The 20342-nt window shown below is 47.2% G+C and carries 17 protein-coding genes, 2 tRNA genes and 1 pseudogene; 14 read left to right on the top strand and 6 right to left on the bottom strand.

Annotated features, from left to right (window positions below; all coding sequences use genetic code 11):
- The first annotated feature begins 138 nt into the window (after positions 1 to 138).
- From L0156_10640 to L0156_10650, 3 genes are all read left to right on the top strand, one after another.
- Positions 139 to 1026, top strand: coding sequence for a zinc metalloprotease (locus L0156_10640; GenBank protein ID MCI0603457.1), 888 nt, complete (start codon positions 139 to 141; stop codon positions 1024 to 1026).
- Positions 1027 to 1076: 50 nt separating this feature from the next.
- Positions 1077 to 1152, top strand: a tRNA-Ile gene (locus L0156_10645).
- Between the two features lie 109 nt (positions 1153 to 1261).
- Positions 1262 to 1332 (top strand) — tRNA-Ala (locus L0156_10650).
- 31 nt (positions 1333 to 1363) lie between these two features.
- Here L0156_10650 and L0156_10655 read toward each other — a convergent pair.
- Positions 1364 to 1903: a DUF1697 domain-containing protein gene (locus L0156_10655; GenBank protein ID MCI0603458.1), complete on the bottom strand. Its 540-nt coding sequence runs from the start codon at positions 1901 to 1903 to the stop codon at positions 1364 to 1366.
- Between the two features lie 142 nt (positions 1904 to 2045).
- On the opposite strand from L0156_10655, the gene L0156_10660 reads away from it, so the two are divergent.
- The 7 genes and pseudogenes from L0156_10660 (at position 2046) to L0156_10690 (ending at position 6509) form a co-directional block, all read left to right on the top strand.
- A complete protein-coding gene (locus tag L0156_10660; GenBank protein MCI0603459.1) occupies positions 2046 to 2297 on the top strand; it encodes a CopG family transcriptional regulator in 252 nt (83 codons plus the stop codon).
- A gap of 8 nt (positions 2298 to 2305) precedes the next feature.
- Positions 2306 to 2662 (top strand): type II toxin-antitoxin system PemK/MazF family toxin, encoded by a 357-nt coding sequence (locus L0156_10665; protein ID MCI0603460.1) that lies wholly within the window; start codon positions 2306 to 2308, stop codon positions 2660 to 2662.
- A gap of 29 nt (positions 2663 to 2691) precedes the next feature.
- Positions 2692 to 2790: pseudogene (locus L0156_10670) on the top strand (type II toxin-antitoxin system VapC family toxin).
- A 113-nt stretch (positions 2791 to 2903) separates the two neighbouring features.
- Positions 2904 to 3761 (top strand): zf-HC2 domain-containing protein, encoded by an 858-nt coding sequence (locus L0156_10675; GenBank protein MCI0603461.1) that lies wholly within the window; start codon positions 2904 to 2906, stop codon positions 3759 to 3761.
- Entirely contained in the window at positions 3758 to 5011 is a 1254-nt protein-coding gene (locus L0156_10680) for a tetratricopeptide repeat protein (GenBank protein MCI0603462.1), read from the top strand. Before L0156_10675 ends, L0156_10680 begins: the two co-directional genes overlap by 4 nt.
- Before the next feature lie 30 nt (positions 5012 to 5041).
- A complete protein-coding gene (locus L0156_10685; GenBank protein ID MCI0603463.1) occupies positions 5042 to 6070 on the top strand; it encodes a hypothetical protein in 1029 nt (342 codons plus the stop codon).
- A 37-nt stretch (positions 6071 to 6107) separates the two neighbouring features.
- Complete coding sequence (locus L0156_10690; protein ID MCI0603464.1) at positions 6108 to 6509, top strand: CHAT domain-containing protein; 402 nt, start codon at positions 6108 to 6110, stop codon at positions 6507 to 6509.
- A gap of 79 nt (positions 6510 to 6588) precedes the next feature.
- Here the strand turns inward: L0156_10690 and L0156_10695 are convergent, their stop codons facing one another.
- Together L0156_10695 and L0156_10700 are read right to left on the bottom strand one after the other, a co-directional pair.
- The gene (locus tag L0156_10695) at positions 6589 to 7023 is read right to left on the bottom strand and encodes a type II toxin-antitoxin system VapC family toxin (protein ID MCI0603465.1); all 435 of its coding nucleotides are present in this window, start codon (positions 7021 to 7023) and stop codon (positions 6589 to 6591) included.
- Position 7024: 1 nt separating this feature from the next.
- Positions 7025 to 7306, bottom strand: a complete 282-nt coding sequence (locus L0156_10700; protein ID MCI0603466.1) for a type II toxin-antitoxin system prevent-host-death family antitoxin — start codon at positions 7304 to 7306, stop codon at positions 7025 to 7027.
- A 100-nt stretch (positions 7307 to 7406) separates the two neighbouring features.
- On the opposite strand from L0156_10700, the gene L0156_10705 reads away from it, so the two are divergent.
- The 4 genes from L0156_10705 to L0156_10720 all read left to right on the top strand — a co-directional run bounded on the left by L0156_10705 (position 7407) and on the right by L0156_10720 (position 14570).
- Complete coding sequence (locus L0156_10705) at positions 7407 to 8222, top strand: AraC family transcriptional regulator (GenBank protein MCI0603467.1); 816 nt, start codon at positions 7407 to 7409, stop codon at positions 8220 to 8222.
- Between the two features lie 83 nt (positions 8223 to 8305).
- Positions 8306 to 9763, top strand: coding sequence for an alpha/beta hydrolase (locus L0156_10710; protein ID MCI0603468.1), 1458 nt, complete (start codon positions 8306 to 8308; stop codon positions 9761 to 9763).
- 219 nt (positions 9764 to 9982) lie between these two features.
- Entirely contained in the window at positions 9983 to 13885 is a 3903-nt protein-coding gene (locus tag L0156_10715) for a hypothetical protein (GenBank protein ID MCI0603469.1), read from the top strand.
- On the top strand, positions 13875 to 14570 hold the full coding sequence (locus L0156_10720; protein ID MCI0603470.1) for a nucleotidyl transferase AbiEii/AbiGii toxin family protein: 696 nt from the start codon (positions 13875 to 13877) through the stop codon (positions 14568 to 14570). Before L0156_10715 ends, L0156_10720 begins: the two co-directional genes overlap by 11 nt.
- Positions 14571 to 14619: 49 nt before the next feature.
- Here the strand turns inward: L0156_10720 and L0156_10725 are convergent, their stop codons facing one another.
- The 3 genes from L0156_10725 to L0156_10735 all read right to left on the bottom strand — a co-directional run.
- The gene (locus L0156_10725; GenBank protein ID MCI0603471.1) at positions 14620 to 16758 is read right to left on the bottom strand and encodes a sulfatase-like hydrolase/transferase; all 2139 of its coding nucleotides are present in this window, start codon (positions 16756 to 16758) and stop codon (positions 14620 to 14622) included.
- Positions 16759 to 16839: 81 nt separating this feature from the next.
- On the bottom strand, positions 16840 to 19701 hold the full coding sequence (locus L0156_10730) for a TonB-dependent receptor (protein ID MCI0603472.1): 2862 nt from the start codon (positions 19699 to 19701) through the stop codon (positions 16840 to 16842).
- Between the two features lie 251 nt (positions 19702 to 19952).
- On the bottom strand, positions 19953 to 20342 hold a 390-nt coding region (locus tag L0156_10735), incomplete at its 5' end, for a tetratricopeptide repeat protein (GenBank protein MCI0603473.1).

Consider the following 20342-nt stretch of genomic DNA (forward strand, 5'->3'; position numbering starts at 1 on the left):
ATTAGTGGGGGCAAAGTATTTGCAATCTTAAAAGCTCCCTCGGGGATATTAAGAAGAATTCCCTGAAAAAAAGGGCGAACCGAAAGGTTCGCCTTTTTTGCTTTCGAGACTAAATTTCATGGAAAGGAGGAAATCGGGATGATGCAAAGGACCACATCTTTGTTCGCACTGATCGCGTTTCTAGCATTAAGTTTTTCACTTAGCGCTGGCGACTTTGAGAAAAGGGTAGGATTAACAAAAGAGGAATTTAAACTCAAGGGCCTCCGCTGCGGCACTCGCATCGTATATGAGGATGAGGTTGTTGCAATCGAAAAGGCACGCCTGGCCTGGTTGCAGGAAAACTTCCGCGCGGCCGTTAGACCTCCCGGTGGTGGCGCTCCGACAGTCAATGTTTATTTTCATGTTCTTAAGAAAGATGAAACGGCGGAAGGAGGAAATATTCCGGATAGCTGGATCACTGCTCAGATGAACGTGTTGAACAACGCATTTACCAATTTCAACTTTAATCTTGTTTCGGTCGACCGAACCACGAATGCTACCTGGTTTAATGGTGGTGCGGAGAAGTCGATGAAGAGTGCCCTGCGCGATGGGACTTGCGCTGACCTGAACGTTTACTCTCTGAAACCGAAAAGTAATTTGCTTGGATATGCCTACTTCCCAAGCGATTGCGCAAAGTTCAAGGTATGGGATGGCGTAGTGATCCATTATCAGACTCTACCTGGAGGACCACTCGATCCATACAATGAAGGGGATACGTTGACTCACGAAGCCGGTCACTGGGTTGGTCTCTATCACACGTTTCAAGGCGGGTGCAATGAACCAGGTGATCAAATCGCTGATACCCCCGCTGAGGCGAGCGCTGCTTTCGGCTGTCCTAACGGAAGGGATACGTGTGCTGCTCCTGGGCTGGATCCGATAACCAATTTTATGGACTACACCGATGATGCCTGTATGTTTGAATTCTCGGCCGGTCAGAACACCTTCAGCTCCGATTTGACTTGCCAGTACCGAGGACTGTGCAACTGAGATTCTCTTGACGACGAGAGCCTAAGCGCTTAAAATCTACTATCCCATTGGGGCCTATAGCTCAGATTTGGTTAGAGCGCACGCCTGATAAGCGTGAGGTCAGTGGTTCAACTCCACTTAGGCCCATTTTCGTCTTCGCGTTAGCGAGTCGCGAGTCTGTCGCGTCGTACGTCTGCGCGTCCCGCCCAAGGCGGTTCAATCTGAAATCGAAAATCTGAAATCTGCAATCTTGCTTGGGGCCATAGTTTAACGGGAGAACACGTGGTTTGCATCCACGGAATCGGGGTTCGATTCCCCGTGGCTCCATTTACAACGGCACAGTCTGGCATTTGGACCCTCAAGAGTTTAGTTTTTTCAGGATTCTCTCAACTGTTTTCCAGGTACGGGTGGTAATTTCCTTGCCAAACTGCTTATCAAGCCAGCTCATCAAGTTGGGTGTTTTTGCGCCAGTAAGGTCTATTGAGCTGCAGATTGCGCGGTCGTACAGCCCGAATATCTTGAAAGTTTTATTTTCTGCTGTATAAGGAAACTTCAGTTTTGTTTCCGAATGTCTCTTTAAAAAAGTGACGTTCAAACGTGACCTGGGCGTGTCTTGAATTCCTTTGAACGGATTTTTATCTACAAGATCCTGCAATTGTTCGCGGCTGCGAATGATCGTGGCGCTTGAAAAACCGAGTTTCAGCGGAAGCGTTTTTTCAATGGCTATCTCGAGTCCTATCACGTCTTTTGAGCCGGTTTCAAACAGGACATTCCCACTGGAAATCACAGTTTGAACATTGGCAAAGCCAAGGTTCTCAAAAAAACCACGCAACTTATCGTTGCGCATATTCGGGTTTGAAGGAGCTATCCCGCGAAGCAGAGCTACATATTTTGTCATAACTTAATCTATTTTAGGGCACTCGAATGAAAACATGGAGTTTGCCGCTACAGTTGCGTGTATAGCGATACGCAGCAAAGCGCCGCCTCGTTGCTTTGGTCTGGTGAAGAAGTTATACTTTTGTCTAACATATGGTATAAAAATGCGTATAAAAACCGGTATTTCGATTGACAAAGATCTGTTCGATAAGGCGGAGAAAATGGCAAGAGAGTTGGGAATTTCGAGAAGCCGGTTGTTCTCGATGGGACTTCAAGAAATCATCGGCAAACAGGAGAACCGCCGGCTATTCGAGCGACTAAACAGGGCGCTTGAAAAAATCTACCCGGATACTGAAGAGGAAAAACACATTCGTCAAATGAAAGAGTACCATCGCAAACTGTTCTCCAGTGACTGAGTTTTTTGATGGAGATTCGACAAGGAGACTTGTTCTGGGTCGATCTTGGCCGGCCTTCCGGTTCGGAACCAGGTTACAAACGTCCTTATCTCGTTATTCAGAACAATTTGTTGAATAAGAGTGGTTTGAATACAGCTATCGTCTGTGCTCTGACAACGAATCTGAAGTGGGCATACTCCCCTGGTAACGTGATGCTCAACAAAGGGGAAGCAAATCTTTCCAGAAAAAGCGTCGTGAATGTGACTCAGATTTTCACCGTTGACAGGCAGAGTCTGCGCGAGAAAATCGGCAAACTGTCAAACACGCGTTTTGCTCAGGTGCTGGAAGGAATCGATTTCGTGCTTAGTCCTCGCGAACCGGACTGAATTAATATCGGGGAATTTCCGCTGAAGGTCTTCTGATTGCTGCAACGGCGCTTCAACAAGAAATGACCCTCGTGACTGCCAACACGAAACACTTCGAAAGCATCCCCGGCCTGAAACTCGAGAACTAGATTCAGTAGCGATTCGCCATACAATTCTGACTTACGGTACAATTTAAAACGATGGCTTGCAAAAAATATACGTTCACCCCTTCCGCCGTTCGTCTTATTTAATGGGGTAACAGATGAATAAGCGAACTACCGAGAAATTCACTTTTGATGAAGTTTTTCACCCGGAACCGGACTGCGACCAGGCCGAAACAGCGCACTCCTATTTTCAGGGTCTGCTTTCCGAGGCCGAGAAGCAGGAATTCCAGAGCCATTTGCAGGTGTGCGCCCATTGCCCAATTATTCTGGCCGATCTCGAGGAATGTGAAACGGCGGTTACGAGTGTGGTATTGGATTCCTCAAGGACGGACAAGATCTTTGATCAAAACCAGAAAAGACTTTTCAAGGGAGACGTACAATCCACCACGACACAGGCAAAACCTTTCTGGGCCAGTTTCCAAATTCCTGCATATATGACTGCGTTCGCGGTGGTGTTGATCTGCTTGATGATTTATCCGTCCTATCGAAGCCTGATCCTCACTGGCCAAGTCGAAAAACTCGAACACGAGTTACAACTGACAAAACAACTATCTGGGAACCTTTCTTCCTATCAAAAGCAAATTGAAACACTCAATAATGAAAGAGCCAGTCTCCTGGAACCTGCGGTTTCGGCTTCAGCGATCTATCCTGTCAGAACAGAACGCGACTCAGAAAAGAAAATCATTGATGTGATCTTCGGCGATACCGATAAAACTTTTAGCGTTGTTTTATCTCTCCCAGCGGAAGATCTTGAACGCTATTTGCTGAAGATATATCAACTGGAAAAATTGATCTGGCAAAAGGAATTTCCGGCATTCCCAGGGTCATTTCTTGTTTCGGTGAATTTGCGGGCAGGTTATTTCTCGCCTGGAAATTACCGGCTGTATGTTTACGGTAAAACCGGAGAAATGGAGACTGAAATCTCGCAATTTCAATTGAGGATCCAGCATCGTTGAAACAAGTTTGCATTCTCTTCTTTCTGACTGTCTTCGTTATTGCAGCAAAGGCAGCGACAGAGGAGATTGATCAGCAGCTTGCCGGAGCAGAATCACTTTACGAGAAAGCCCGATTTGAACAAGCCATTTTAAAGTTCCAGCCACTACTGAAATACTACGAAGGTCAGCAAGACCGGCAGAAGGTTGCGGACATCACTTACAAAATCGGCCGATCAAACAGAAGACTTGGCCATTTTGCCGAGGCTTTAACCCTTTTGACCCGCGCCCTTCAGATGCATACTGATCTAGGCGACCAGCGAGGGCGTGGTTTGGACCTTACCGAAATTGCGATCGCCTACCAGCGACAATGGGAATATGATGACTCGCTAAAATTGTCGCAACAAGCGCTCGAAATTCACGAACAAATAAAAAATTCGGATGGGATTGCAAGAACGTTGAACAATTTTGGCAACATTTATTTCCGCAAGTCAGAATTTGAAAAGGCGATTGAATTTCATCAGCGGGCGATCAGCGTCGCTACTTCGGGAGGGAATCAGGAGATCCTTGGATATACAATGAGCAATCTGGGTCAGGTCTACCATGCTCAAGCAGATTATCCACGCGCTGCGGAATGTTATGAAAAATCACAAAAAGTAGGAGAAGAGCGGGGTGATCTTCTCATGCAGTCTACCGCGCTGCATAATCTGGCATTGATCTACTGGAAACAAGGGGATCTTAAGAGGGCACTGCTGGAATTAAACCGGTGCGCATTCATTTCACGGGATGCAGGCGAACGTGCTTTAGAATCAACGACAATGATGAACCTCGGTTCTTTGTATTATCAAATGGGAGACTACGACAAAGCGCTAGTGGTTCTTCAGCAATCGTTGAAGATGGCGGAGGAGAGGAATGATCAAGGTTTACGGGGAGCGACTCTGGAAAACCTGGCTTCCCTGGAACTGGAAATCGGTAACCATGAGGCTGCGCTGGATTATGCACGAAAATCCCTAAAACTGATGCAAGAAATTGGAGAAAAAAGTGGCGCTGCAGCGGCTCTTGCGAGCCTCGCTGAAATTACAGAAAGCACCGGTGACCATTTTGCCGCGCTGAGCCACTATCAAAGGGCAGTTCGCGTGGCCCGCGAATCCGGAATAAGGAGTCGACTTGCTGAGTATCTAAAAGGGATGGGCACTATCTATGCAAGGACCGGTCAACTCAGCAAAGCTCTTGAGATTTATCAAGAAGCGCTTGTCATTGAGGAAGCGATTTGACATAAACCGGGAATTGGCTCTATCTATGCAATGATTGGGTCTGCTTATCGGAAAAAGGGAGATCTGGCTGAGTCTGACGCGGCTACCACAAAAGCAGTCGAAATTCTAAAAGAAGTTGGAAATCGCGATCTTCTCTGGCCCGCTCTATATATCAAAGGTCTTTGCAGCCGCGATCTCGGCAAAATGGAAGAATCACTGCAGTGGATGAAAGAAACAGTAGAGATCATCGATCAGATTCGGGAAGGGATCGGTTTACTCGAACGGAAATCGGCCTATCTGGAAAAACGACTTGATGTTTATGAAGACGTAATTGCCGGTCTCGTTAAGACAAACAGAATTCCCGAAGCTTACGAGTATGTTCAGCGCTCGAAGGCACGCGCGTTTCTGGATCTACTTACTGAAACACGAATCGATCCACAGTCGGACATGGATCCTTCTGATTACAAGCAAAAACGAAAACTGCTTGCAACTTTGATCAGTCTGAATGGACAGATCAAAGAACAATACGAATCAGAACATCCCAATATCAACGAGATCAAAAAGTTAAAAAGCACGCGAAACAGAACCGATGCCGAATATGCGGATTTGATGATCCAGATCCGCAGAAAGAATCCACGACTTGCGTCTTTACACAATCCTTCTCCTCTGAAATTATCCGAAGCTCAAGCCTTGCTTGATGATCAAACTGTTCTCCTGGATTATTTTGTTGGCAACAAAGAATCGCTTGTCTTTGCCGTGACGCTTGAAGATTGTCGCGTGTTCCGGCTACCGGAAAGTCAAAAGCTCCTTCAGCAGATCCATGACTTTCTGGTCACACTTCAGCAGCCGGAAGAGTACTGGGAATCCACACACCGCTCGTTCAGACGTTATGCAGAGCTGGGCGCACTCCTCTATAACGAGATTCTTAAACCAACGGGATCCATCATCAAGGGAAAAAAGCTAATCCTGGCTCCGGACGGTCCTCTGAGTTATTTACCTTTCGAGGCCCTTCTTACTGCTTCCGTCAAGCCCTCTGGAAAATTTGATTTTACAAAGCTTCCATACTTCGCACTGAATTGATCAGTATCGTACTGTACACTTTGCCAGTCATGGACTGATTGATGAAGAGCGCCCGCAGCTTTCCGCGCTTCTCCTAGATGCTGGCAATGATGAGGACGGTTTTCTTTCTATGCGCGAAGTTTTCGATTTGAAACTAAATGCAGATCTCATCGTACTCTCTGCTTGTAAATCGGGACTTGGCCGGCAGATTCGCGGAGAAGGAGTTACGGGACTTGCGAGAGCATTCTTCGCGGCCGGCGCATCCACGGTTCTCGTGAGTTTCTGGAACGTGAACGACCGTTCCACAGCAGACTTCATGACAACGTTTTACAAGAACCGCCTGCAAAAAGGGCACGACAAAACGGCAGGTCTGAAACAGACCCGGCTGGAGATGATCCGTAATCAGAAGTACAGCCATCCTTATTACTGGGCCCCCTTTGTTTTGATCGGAATCCGCTAACCGACGACGATACTACTTCTTCAAAATTCCTGGTACCGCTTCATAACTCTTGTTTAAGAGAGATCTCTCTGAGTAGCTATTAGACAAGCTTCGTACGAATTCCATGGAGTTTAGCCGCCGCTTCCTGTTTTCGATCAGCCGTTACAAGCAGAAGCCGAATTCCTGTCTCGTTCTGAAACTCTAATACCGACGCCAGATGGAGCGCATCAAGAGCTCGAACGGCGCTCACAAGAACCACCATTTCTGCCCGGATTAGAACTTCGTCGCTCAAACGGATGAGGTCAATCTTCGCAAGACTCGTGCGAATCATTTCTACGATCTTCTCAAATACAACTTCCTTCATTCCTTCTTCAGCCTTTTTGCGCGAAAGAGCCGAAATGCATTCGACTCCTGTAATGCAGCTCAATATTATCCGGCTTTTTCGCGAAATCCCCCGAACCTCCTGCGAACCGGATTCGTATGTAAAAAGTTTTGCGAAGGCGCTACTGTCAAGGTATACCCACGGGCGTCTCATTCTAAAACCTTGAATCTCTCTCGTCCGTTACAATGTTCGATAGTGCTTTTCCGCTGATTCGTACTGCGCGTGGAGGCCGGAAAGGGCCAGTCATGCCGCGACGGAGCAGTCCTTGCATTTCCAGGATTCGCAAGCGGCTCTCCATGTCACCTTTACCCGCTTTTACCGGTTTAATAACGGCGATCGGCTCGCCTCTTTCCGTTAAAATGACCTGATTGCCCTCCCGAACATGCTGTATATACCTGGAAAAATGAAGATTCGCCTCCCGTAATCCAATTTTCATATTCAACTCCTATGTAGTAATGATATAACATTTTGTGGTATTGTTATAACCTTCTTCTTGGTAGGCAATCTGAGACCTCACATGATATGATTGTGCCGACATGAGTCCACAGTCAGTCGGCCGTCCTTATTACGGCCAGATAAGGACATCCCACACGTATAGCGGTTTGACCTTGATCGAGGCCACTTATACTCCGCAGGTAAAGCTACCAAGACACTGGCATCCAAGATCCAGTTTCTGTTTGATTTTGAAAGGGGGATACATCGAATCGTACGGGAAATTGCGTCTGGAATGCAGGCCTTCTCATCTGAAATTCCAGCCGGGTGGTGAATCCCATTCGGATGATTATGGAATTCAGGAGGGACGTTCCTTCATTATTGAATTGAATCAGGAGTGGCTCGAACGTATGCGCAGTTGCTCCCTACCGGTAACTTGTCCGAATCTCCATCAAAATCCGTTAACCGTTTCGCTCCTGAACAGAATGCGTCATGAGTTGCATCAAACAGATGATATAACGCCGTTCGCGGTCGAGGGTTTGATGCTTGAAGTGATTGCGGAGCTTGCTCGAAGCGACCGGAGGTCCGTACTCACAAGCTCACACTGGCTTGAACAGGCCAGAGAAATTCTCCACGATCGTTTTTCAGAACGCCTCTCTCTTTCTGAGATTGCCCGTTTGGTAGGCGTGCATCCCGTTTATCTCGCAAACTCGTTTCGGCAGCGGCATCATTGCAGCATCGGTGAATATGTTCGCTGGCTGCGAATCGACTTTGCTCGCCGCCGGATCTCTCAAACAGACGATTCTTTGATCGATATAGCTTTTGCTGCTGGTTTCTCGAACCAATCTCATTTCACTCGAATCTTCAAGCGGCTGACCGGCCAGACTCCGGCTCAGTACCGCACCATGCTCCGTTCTTAATTTCAGAACAAATCTTTCGAACGTGAAAGACCATATGCCGTTTGGTTGCATAGAATTTCTCTCCAAGCGGTTAAGGAGTGTGAATGTATAAAACGATAGCCTTCTTTCTTGTTGTATTGCCGTGTTTTTTCCTGGCAGGTGCAAATGACACGGCAAAAAGCGGAAGAATTGATTTTGAGTCAACCGAACTTACTGGTAGAGATGCAAAGAAAATTGTTGAGATGGGGAAGCTGCGTGTGCCTGAAAATCGGTCCAGGCCGGGCAGTCGAATGATCGAACTCGCGGTTGTCAGATTGAAAAGCGATTCTCCAAACTCTGGCCCACCGATTGTTTATCTGCCGGGCGGTCCCGGAGGGTCAGCCATCAACGAAATGTGGCTTCCCTGGATGGAGAGTCTCTTTCAAGTACTGCGCAAAAACAACGACATTATCCTGATGGATCAGCGCGGTATCGGACGATCGACTCCCAATTTTCTCTGGAACTCATCCGTCTCATTGCCGCCGGACGTCTTTCTATCGCAGGAGAAAATGGAGGCGAACTATCGGCAATTGAGCTTGCAGGCGGCTGAGTGGTTCAAAAAGGAAGGATTCGATTTCGCAGGTTATAACTCTGTTGAGAGTGCGGACGATCTCAATGATTTAAGGATTGGCCTTGGAGTTAAAAAGATCAGTTTGCTTGGCTTCAGTTACGGAACTCATCTTGGTTTGGCAACGATTCGCCGCCATTCACCGCATCTTGACTCCGTAGTCTTGATCGGAACAGAAGGCCCCAATCACAGCGTTAAGCTTCCCTCAACGTATGATATTCAGCTTCAGAAACTCTCTCAGCTTGCATCTCAAGATCCTGATATCAGAGCAAAAGTTCCTGATATGTTGGCGCTGCTAAAAAAGGTTCTTACTCGATTGGAAAAAGAGCCGGTGACGGTGACTGTTCAGAATCAGGCCACAAAACAACCTGTGAATGTTCCGGTAGGAAAGTTCGGATTGCAGCTGATCGTACGAATGGATGTGGGAGACCGAAATGACTTCCCGGAGTTTCCGGCGCTCTTTTACACGATCGACAAAGGAGATTCTTCGCTGCTGACCAAGTACGTGGAAAAGCGATACAACCAGTTTGGTCGCCGTGTCTCCGGAATGTATATATTGATGGAGCTTTCGTCAGGAGCGACCGCCGAACGGCTGGCACAGATAAGGAAAGAAACTCCAAAAGCGATATTGGGTGAGGTCGTCAATTTCCCGAATCAAGACGCCAGTATCTGGGGCAATCCTGATTTAGGTGATGACTATCGCTCGCCGATTGTCTCAAGCACGCGAACCTTATTCATCAGCGGAACATTGGACAGCAACACTCCTCCCTATCAGGCCGAAGAAGTGCGCTGGGGTTTTTCGAATGCAACTCACATTATTGTTGAATATGCCGGGCACGAAGACGCGTTGCCAAACGAAGCTGTACGCGCAGCAATTGTTGATTTCTTTAACGGAAAGGATGTCAGTGGTGTTCGATTATCGCTAGGTCCTCCGAAGTTCAAGCCGATACCTTGAATCTCGCTTTACTGATTGCGGCAAGGGCTGCTTCGGCTTCTTTTGCTGATGTACTCCGGGAAAAAATCTCCTGCCGCTGATAGTTCCAAGAAAGTGTTGCTTACGTTATCCTGTCGACAGTTTCATTGCATTCTGATGATGTCTAACGCGTCAACTCCTGGGGGAGACAAGGTGTGCTCGCTTGTCCACATTATTGTATTATTCAACGATAGGTTATAAATGCCCATTTTAATAGGACAAGCGATAGATCATCACAATATAGAAGCCATCACTAGTGCGTGGACCGGAGATCACTTTGCGCGGATGTGTTATGACCTGATTTGGGCCGTCTCAAATCAAGCGGCATGCTCATTGCCGGATTTTAACGTCCGTGAAAACACAAAGGACCAGGGTATCGATGCCGAATGGCGTGTTGAGTTGCCAAGCACCCAGGTTACGTCGCCTTTGGTTAGCCCGGGCTTGAACGTGTTCCAAGTGAAGAAAAGAGATAGGATGGCCAGAGATCAAAAAGCGATTGTGTCATCTCTTGAAAATGATCTAAAAGGTGCCTTGTTAAGTGTAAGTGAGAAAACGAAAAAGCATCCCGATCGTTACACACTTTTTGTAAATCTGGAATTAATACCAAGCGAAAAACAAAGAATCAAAAAAAGCATCCGCAGCGGATACAGCAAAAGATGTCAGATTGAGATCGTGGATGCTGGTATTCTTCAAGCGTTGTTGAATGATCTTACTCATCTCAGAACGGCTTACTTCACAACTTTGCGTTTAAGAACATGGTTTCAAGCACAGAGTGACCTACGATTGCTGAAGCTGCACGGCTTTAAAGAAGCGATTTCATTTACAGGTAGAAAGAAAGAATTAGCTCAATTTGAATCATACATAAATGACTCCTCGATTCGGGTTATTGTGATTTCTGGCCTTCACGACGCGGGCAAGACACGATTCACTCTCGAAGGAACGCGGCAGCGTTCGCAGGATGTTGTGCAAGCAATGGAACCTGAGATGAGACCAGCAGATTATCGAGCGTTGACCGCTGCTAGAAGAGAAGTCATCTGTATTGTAGAAGATCCGGAAGACGAATTTGCTCGAGTCTTGATTGCTGAGGCGCTTACCCTACCCAATCTCAAGTTTGTTATCAATATTCCGTCCAGATTTACCATTGACCCGTTGTTCGGGAATGATCCGAGGGTTCGGTACCTAAACCTAACAGGCCTTAGCGAGGTCGAAAGTCATGAATTGATTAAGGCTACGGGTATACAACTACCGTTAGATTTTGAGGCACGGGTCCTACGAAAATCAGGCGGACTTCCAGGAGTAATTCTTGCCGCTGTTTTGCTGGAGAAGGATCTAATCGGTAATTTGGAGGATTTTGAAGAATCAATAGCACGTGAGTACATAAGGCGTATTGAGAGAATCGTGGGTGCAGAGGCGCTTGATTATCTCCGGCTTTTTTCGCTCTTAACTCACGTTAATGTTGCGGGTAATGCATCAGAGCTGTCATTGATGTGTCGAATCTTCGGAGAAGGTCGTACTGAAAACAGGGCTTTGCTAACCCTAGATAAATTGGAGGAACTTGGCGTTATAACACGGTCTTCAACTTCTGTGCGTGTTACGTTTCCAATCCTTGCTACCCATCTTGCTTCTGAATTATTGAAACGCCAAAGCGACAAGCTGTTCTTATTGTTCGCAAAACTTGATGAATCTGGTCGTTACCGACTGATAAAAAGACTCAATGAACTTCATGAACTCCATTCTCAAGAAGTTCAAATCTTCTTCGAGAATTTATTTGTAATGCAAGGGTTGTTCCAGTCTCAGGAAGAGATTCTCGAAAACATAGGTCTCTTGGCTCTAGTTGCTGATTCAACGCCCGGCCGAACAATGGAGAAAATTGCGTCCCTGTGTCACTCGATGTCATTCGGTTCGGCATCCGAAAGGAACGTACGCCAAATAGTTCAGATTCTAGAGAAATTAGCCTTTCATTCAAAAACATCCGCTAATGCCATCATCACGCTTTGGGGATTGGTGAAACAATTGGAGGGAAGCCCGGTTTTAGAAGAAGCTGAGAGTTTGTTGCGCGAATTCTTTCATCCATTGCAGCCGCAGGTAACCCTGTCATTAAACGAAAGATTGGATCTGTTTCGCGCTTTGATTTCCGAATCACTCAACCGAAATCAGAAATTGCTTCTCGCTTCAATCGTTTCAGCTGCCGTTCCCCATGTAGGTGGATTTTTCTTTCTGCGAGAGACAGTTTCCACTGTGCCTCATCCGCGACCGCTGACATATGAAAAGGTCGATGCCTATATCCAAGAACTCATTGGGTGGTTACAAAAGATGGCCGACCTTGAGCCTGACTTAGAAACTGCTTCGGCTCTTCGTTCTACACTTGCCGAAACTGCTGCACATCTTTCATACCTTCTCCCCGAAAAAGCGTTACAGATCTTCGACAAGATTGCTACGAAAGTGGAGACCGATACCGATGGAATTGAGCTTAACGACATATTGGAACCGATGGGCGATGCGTTACATGCCCTAAACTGGCAAATTCGCAATGAGAAACAATCAGCTATGGAAGTGCAGAGGCTGACGCAATTTGTTAACGAACTAAACCAGATTATGGAACGTTTGGAGAAAGGGGGAAGTTTTGCCACCAGGCTGATGCTTTGGACCAAGGCGCGCATCCGCTCTTGGGTAGAGCCCGAGGAAAGATTTCAGATACTGAAGAGGCTTGCCCGCGAGGCAGTGCTTCAGCCCTTACTGCTTACTGAGGAATTGATATCAAAGTTGTTGCCTACCTATTCCCTATGGCAAAGTCGTTTCTTCAAATATCTCGGTCAGCTTGACATGGACAAATTATTCACAGCCAAAGTTGAAGCAGTTGGGGCCCAATTAAATGGCACTCAATTGTTTGCGGACTATTGGAGTGGCGTTGCTGAGCGAGAGAAGCAAGCATCGAAGACTGAAGTCCAAGTTCTCTTAGAGAAAAGAAAGATTGATTCGAGAGCTGCCATTCAAGCGGCTCTTAGACTCGACAGTCGTTGGGCTAGCGAACTAATTGTTTCTGAATTAAAGTCCGGCCACCTCGAAGTGTCGTATTTAGCTGAGTTAGAACCATGGGTTGGAACGTTCAGCGCAGGCGAATTGGATTCGGTTCTTACAGAGGCACTCAAGGTTGACGAAAGTAAAGCTTATGTAGTTGTGCTTTTATTGGCCTGGTGGATACGGATGGATAAAGAACTTACGACAGAGCTTGAGAGTCTTGGTTGGCGAGCTTTGATGTTTGACCCTCCGATCCTTCGAAAAGGTCACGAGTCTGATTTCGACGAACTTGCATCACAACTCGCAATATCCAATCCGGATCTCGGGATTGAGTTGTTTAAAATCATTGTTGGACGTTCAGTCTGGGAAGACAGATGGAACCCTTTTATGCCCAACCATCAATTTTGCTCCACCTTGCAAAGGAGCCGACGTGCCGTGTTTTTTCAGATATTGACTGACGTGACTCTAACAAATGTAGGAAGCAGATTTCACATCGATAACGCAGTAACCCCTAATTCAGATGAAGACAGTAAAACGCTTCTCGCGTTGGCGAAGACTTCGCGGGCCACAGCGAGAATCGTAGCGCTTTGGACCACGCGAGCACACGGTGAACTCTTTTGGAATCTTTTTGACGAATTAATCCAGCTTTACCCAGATGATGATGTATTGTTCGGTTACTTGGTTGGTGGCATTAAGGGATATGGAACTGTAATCTCTGTTCCTGAATCTGAGTTCCACGAGGCGAGGCGGCGCGAAGTCGAAAAACGTTTGGGCGATCCGAATCTTCCACCGGTAGTACGCCTTAGATTACGTGAAGCGTTAGAAAGGCTAAGAGAAGAAGTCGATCGAAATATAGTCTGGGAATATGACTTAGGGTTGGATGACTTGAGGAAATTCATCGAAGACAAGAATTCGTCACACCGAATTTGGGCTATCGGCAGATTCCTTAAATATGCAAAGTGGGAAGACATTATGCGAAACCTCACGACGGAAGATATCAAGGAAGTATTGCCTATCGTCGATTTACCTGACAAAAAGCGACGCATGCTCGAAAGCGCACTCGAGGTGTGGGAACGTGGAGTTTAAAATTTTAACTCCGTTGCAAGGCAAAGTTCTGCAGACACTCTTTAACAACGACCTTGGCAATCAAGGCTTTTATTTAACGGGAGGGACGGCTCTATCGGAATTCTATCTGCAACACCGTAAATCGGAAGATCTCGATTTGTTTACACGCGAAGACAAACCTTTTTTCGGTATCGTACAAAATATATCCGAGTACTTTGCTCCGGCAAATATTGTTATTAGTTCGCAAGAGATAAAGGATGATCTTGTAAGAATCTGGATTAAGGAAGAAGGCACGCTCGAACCGCCTCTTAAGCTGGAATTTGCCTCAAAGGATATGCCCGCATTGGCGGCAACTGTTAATTTTGATCGCATTGTTGTCGATTCTTTTCTGGACATAGCAGTCAACAAGGTCTGTACTATTCTTCATCGAGGGCCAAGTGAATTCAAAGATTACTGCGATCTGTATTTTATTCTGAAGAAAGAACCAAGCTTTAGCTTGGAGTATCTAATGGAGCGGGCGAAGGAAAAGGATGGAGCATTTGATGAAGCAGAAAACAGGTTGAATTTTGCAACGATCCTTAGAAGCGTCAGCACCTTTCAAGAATTACCGCATTATGTGTTAAAACCAGTCGCCCTGAACGAGATGATCAACTATCTGGTACCTCAAGCCGAGCGTATAATCGGGCAGTACCGGCCGAAGATGTAGATTTTGTGCTTTCAGTGTAGTCACTAACTCCAATTTTCCATTATGGACTTCAGGATGAATTAGCACCTTTCTTGATATCGGCAAGGGCCTGCTGGGCTTCTTTCAACGAAGGATCGATTCGAACAGCTCTTTCTAGATACGAAATCGCCTGCTCGCGATCCCCTTTGCCGGCAAGGAAGATTCCGTATCGGTAAGATGCTGCTGCGCTCCGGGGAAAAATTTCCTGCCACTGATGCAGTACTTTTTCAGCTTCTTGCAGGTTACCCATCTTCAGATATATCGCTGAAAGTGAATAGTACACATCTTCCGAAGGATAGTGGATACGCGCCAGTGCATGCATTTTTGTTACTGCTTCATCAATCCGGCCGGTTGCGAGATAAAGACGCGCCAGCGCATATTCGGTTTCCGAATTTTGGGGATCGGACTGGAGCGACGAACGATAAAATCGTTCCGCTTCTCCAAAACTCCCATGATGCATTTGAATCTCTCCGCGTGTGAAGTCAACATCGGTTATTGAGAGGGCTGTTGACGGGATAGTATCCAGAAGTTTCATGGCTTCTTGATGGTGCCCCTGCAGCTCCAGCGTGAGAGCGAGATCCGTATAAGCCCGGCCGAAGTATGGGTTCAATTCGATTGTGTGAGAGTACGCTTTGCGCGCGTCCTCCAATCGATTGAGCTTTGCATGACAAAGTCCGATGTACCAGTACAGAACGAAACTGTTCGGGAATTTCGATTTGACTTTGCCCAGTAGTTGAAGGGCTTTTTGGTATTGTGACTGATCGATGTATCCGATCGCCTCCGGCACGAGCTTGTGATGCAATAAATAGTCCTCGATTTTCGATTTGGGATCGATGTTCGAACTGGCATTCATCATGGCTGCCGGATTTGTCGCTCCGATATATCCCAGTGATGCAAGTTGCTCGAGACGCTCAGCATCCAGCGATTCGGCTTGCTTGTCCTGCGCTTTCTGGCCAATCGCGATGAGTTTCATGAGTTGTTCGCGCATTTGCCGCGCCTGATCCGGGCTTTCGGCGATTAGATTGCGCAACTCTTCTGGATCGTCCTTCAAGTTGTAAAGTTCCGGATCGGGAGCTTCAATGTACTTCCAATCATTCGTGCGGAGCGAAGTCAACTCACTCCAACTGTAATAAAGCTTGGGAGTCAGCGATTCCAAATAAGCCGGCGGCGTGTCCGTTTCCCTTCCTTCCAAAAGGGCTCTCATGGTTTTGCCCTGAACAGAGCCGTCTGTTTTAAAGCCCAGAAGATCGGCGATCGTGGGCAAAATATCGATTGACTGAACTTGCTCTTCCACGACTCTGGACTGCAGGTGTCCGGGCCATGATAAAACGAATGGAATTTTTACTGTTGCGTCATAAACGAAAAATCCATGATCGGATTCACGATGCTCTCCGAGACTCTCTCCATGGTCCCCCATGACTGCAACGAGAGCGTTTTGTAAGAATTCGATCTCCTCCAATTGTTTTAGCAGGACTCCCAGAACATGATCCGTGTAGGCTATTTCCCCGTCATAAGGGGACGTTGAATATTCCGATCGAAACGGCTCAGGAGCGTCGTAGGGAGTGTGTGGATCATACAGGTGGATCCATAAATGGTAAGGGGTTTTACCTTTTGCCCGTTTTTGTAGCCAGTCCAGGGTTTCGGATACAACTTCCTCGGCGCGTCTTTGCGACTCCATCCCCACCACGATCGTTGGTTGATATCGCGAGTACCAATCGAAACCTTGAGCAAGACCGTGGCGCCGGTCCAGAATTGCAGAGCCTATAAAAGCTGCGGTTGTATACCCTTCTTCTTTCAGATACTCTGCGAGAGTTTTGAAATTGGAAGAAAGAGTGAAGTAAGCATTATCTCGAACGCCATGAACGTTCGGATTTAACCCTGTAAAGATCGAACTGTGCGAAACGAGAGTTAACGGTGTCTGGCAGATCGCGTGGCGGAAAAGGACACCGTTTTGGGCGAGGCGATCGAGGACGGGTGTGCGTATTTTATTGTAGCCGTAAGCGCCGAGATGATCCGGACGCAATGTGTCAATCGTGATCACTAGAACGTTCGGTTTTTCTACTACCGTATTCGTAGTAGCAGGAGCTTCGGAAGATGGTTTACGGAAAAAAACTGCTGCGGCGATTGCCAGCCCAAGTGCGCATATAACAAACAGACTGGAGCGCCACATGAAAGAAGATTAGCACATGCAAAGTAGCGCGGGCGTCCCGCCTGCGAACTGGCGCAGACGAGACGTCCGCGCTACTGGTATCTAGAAATCGTATCGAACGCCAAGCCGAGCAACGCGAGGCGCGAGAACTACTTTCGGAACCAGGAATGCAGGTCCGGACAACGTTTGAGCATCCTGTATAGTGTTTTCGTTGAACAAGTTGAAAACGTCCAGGCTCACGCCCAATCTTCCGTTTTGTATCGTGAAATTCTTTGTAAAACTTAGATCTACTGTTGTTGTAGCGGGCAACCGGGTCGCGCCAACTTTTTCCGCAAAGATCGTAATTGGTCCCTGGTTCAAATCCGTGATTTGAATTTGTCTTGGGAAAGGAACTCCGCTTTGAGATCGGATGAATCCTCCGATGTCGATGTCCCATGGCGCGGAATAGCTCCCTCCCAGTTTAAAGATTACCGGGCGGTCCCAGTAGCTTCGGCCATCCGCATTGATCAGAGAGTTAGGACTGTCGAATAGAGGCGTACCAAGTCCACCGGTATCCGCGTTGCCGCCAGGGATAAAACTGCCGCTTCCCTTCGCGAGAGTATTTGCTCTTCCAAACGTTAAACCAGCAACCATCTGCCACTTATCGGAGAAACGTTTGTTCACCTGGATTTCAACACCCCTGTAATCCGCTTCAAGACCGTCAGGATTTGTGAGCAAGAACGCGTCCTGACCTAGCGTTGCAGGATCCTGGTTAAAGACAACGACTTCTCCACCATCATCGGAAGTTCCCAGAACTCCATCCGGCCCCGGATCGGTCACAATAACGGGACTAAAAGCGCTGAAAGGAACGCCGGTGTTAATGTCTTCTTGGAGATCCGTATCTTTTCGATAGATGAAATTTACCGTAAGCAACATGTCGCGGGCCAATTCCCGATCGAAACCTATCGTAAATTCATCGGTTTTTGGACGCTTTAAGTCTGGATCTACAAGATTCACGCCTTGTTCACCGGGACCGAATGCGCCTCCGAAACGCTGGATCGGTCCACCTTGTTCTTCTCCAGGATCCAAACGTCCGTTTCCATTTGTATCAGCCCAAAAGAAGACTTGCCCTCCGAGTCCTCCAAAGTTTTGATAATCCGGATAACCAATTCCCAATTGCGCAAAATAGCGAGCGTAGTTTGCTTTGATTGCCATTTTGCCATCGCCAAAGACATCGTAAATAAATCCCAGTCGTGGGGCTATTGTCTTCCAGTTGGGAATATCGGAAACCTCGGAGAAGCTTCGTGCTTGTGAAAAAGCACCCCCCGGGCTGCTTTGTTCGGGCAAACGGCCATTAGCGAAATTGATCCGGACACCTGCATCGATCACCATTTTTCCAAGTCTGTAACTATCTTGCACGAAGAAAGCGTAGTCCTTGATGCGATCTTTTGTATTTACGGGTGTATTCCATTCAATCACCAGAAGTGGTTGGCCCTGAAAATCAAGATAGAACAAATCGTCATTTGCCGTGGCAGTTGTGTCATCAAACGCATGTTGGATGTCGTAACCTACCTTCACATCGTGTTTTCCGCCCAACCAGTTATCGACATAATACGATAGAGATCCGTTGATCTGCAGACGTCTGCGGAGCTGATCAAAGCCAAGATACGCAGCCTCAAGAATCTGGTATGTGGTCAACTCCTGGTGCGACGCGTTGTCGTTTTTGATGATGAGCGGAAAAGTCAAATGGACAAAACTGACTCTTGCATCCAGCAATGCATTGTCTCCCAACACAGAATTCCAGGTGGACTGAAATACATGGGAGACATCATCTTCAATCCATGTAGATTCCGGTGTAACAAATGCTCCTCCGAAATCGACCGCGCCGCGATCCGGTTTGTAATACCAGTTCCCACCCCATAAGCCGGTAATCGTGTTGTTTTGATTGATGTTGTAAGTTCCCTTCAGCAAGGAATATTTGATGTCTGTTCCTTCCGCCACCGGATAGAACGGAACACCGCGATGAATGCGATGATCCCGGAATGACCCAAAAAACCAGAGTTTATCTTTTTTGATCGGGCCACCTATCTGGAAACTGACATCCGAAAGATAATCGATTCGCTGAAATAGATCCTGAACCTCCGGGGTCAGTCCAAATGCGTCAATCAATTCGTCATTTAGATTGTGGGCTTGAAACGCTTCATCTTCGTACAAGAATTTTGCGCCGCCATGAAAATCATTCCCGCCGCTTTTGGTGATGACGTTGATGAAAACTCCCGGCACAGTAACTTCGGCAGATGTTGCCCCTGTTGTTACCTGGACCTCTTCAAAAGTATCAAAATCAAAATAGAAATCGGTCGCGCCGATAGCTGCTGGATCGGTAACATTGATTCCATCGAGATTAAACTGGTTTTGCTGCCACGATCCTCCTCTTGCGGAAAACAAGCTTTGCAGACCGCTTTCAATGCCACCCACATTAATCTTGTCCGTAATGACGGACGGGGTTTGTTCCATCAAACTCCAGATATCCCGTGCGTTGGGCACTTCTTCCAGCATTTTTTCGGAAAAGTGCGTTCCGACAGTAGTTTGTTTAATATCAACAACCGGAGATTCACCCGATACCACCAATGCCGCTTCTACCGGATTTACCTGCAGTGTGACATTTACGGAAATGGTCGCGCCAACACGGACAACGATCCCCTCACGCACCAGTGTACGAAATCCCTGCATCGAGAATTCCAGGCGATAACTTCCGGGAGTAAGATTACTGAATCTATAGTAGCCGTCCCCGTCGGTTTGTGTCGTCATCTGTCCGCGTATCAGAGCGGGACTGTTGAGGCTTACGGCGGCGGCGGGAACCGGATTTGATTCGGAATCCAAAACATTTCCTACGATGCCGCCGGTCTGTGTTTGCGCGTGAATGATTGTTGCAAAAGCAATAAAAATGAGAAACGGGACTGCAAATCGGAGTGCTTGATTGGACATGTTCCCTCCCGAAAGTGGGCGTTAGGCGAACCCTTAAGGAATGTGTACCCGCGCAGCCGCGGGTTGTTTTTGGAGATCAACATCCGCGTCGTTCTGTCTGATCTTCGTTCAGTTCAGAAATGTGGGTCGTCAGACTCTGATGTTTTTTCAGAATAGCACGCTGAATCGGACGAATGTTATGCAAATGTAAATTTTGTGAGTTGTAGCGCGGGCGTCTCGCCTGCAGGCTTGGCGCAGACGAGACGTCCGCGCTACTTCATCTTCTTGGCCAATTCCGGGTCGAGTTCGCGCAGGATTTCATATTGTTTGCGGGCGAGAATCCGCTCTCCCTTTGCGAGATAAGCCAATCCCAATGCGAGGTGAGCTCTTGCATGATTCGGATGTTTTTGAACCGCAAGTTTTAGATTTTCAATCGCGTCAGGCCAGTGCATCAGTTTGTAATACGCAACACCCAGGTTGTAGTAGCTTTCCGCATAATCCGGCTTCCAGCGGATCGAGCTCTGAAAAGCTTCGATTGCTTCCTTGTAATTCCCCATTTTTCCATACGCGATTCCGAGGTTATAAAATTTCAAGTATCCTGGATTCATCGCAATCGCTTTTTTGTGATGAGTGACAGCTTCCTCCCATCTTCCCAATCCTTG

The sequence above is a fragment of the bacterium genome, assembly GCA_022616075.1.
In the GTDB taxonomy this organism is placed as follows: domain Bacteria; phylum Acidobacteriota; class HRBIN11; order JAKEFK01; family JAKEFK01; genus JAKEFK01.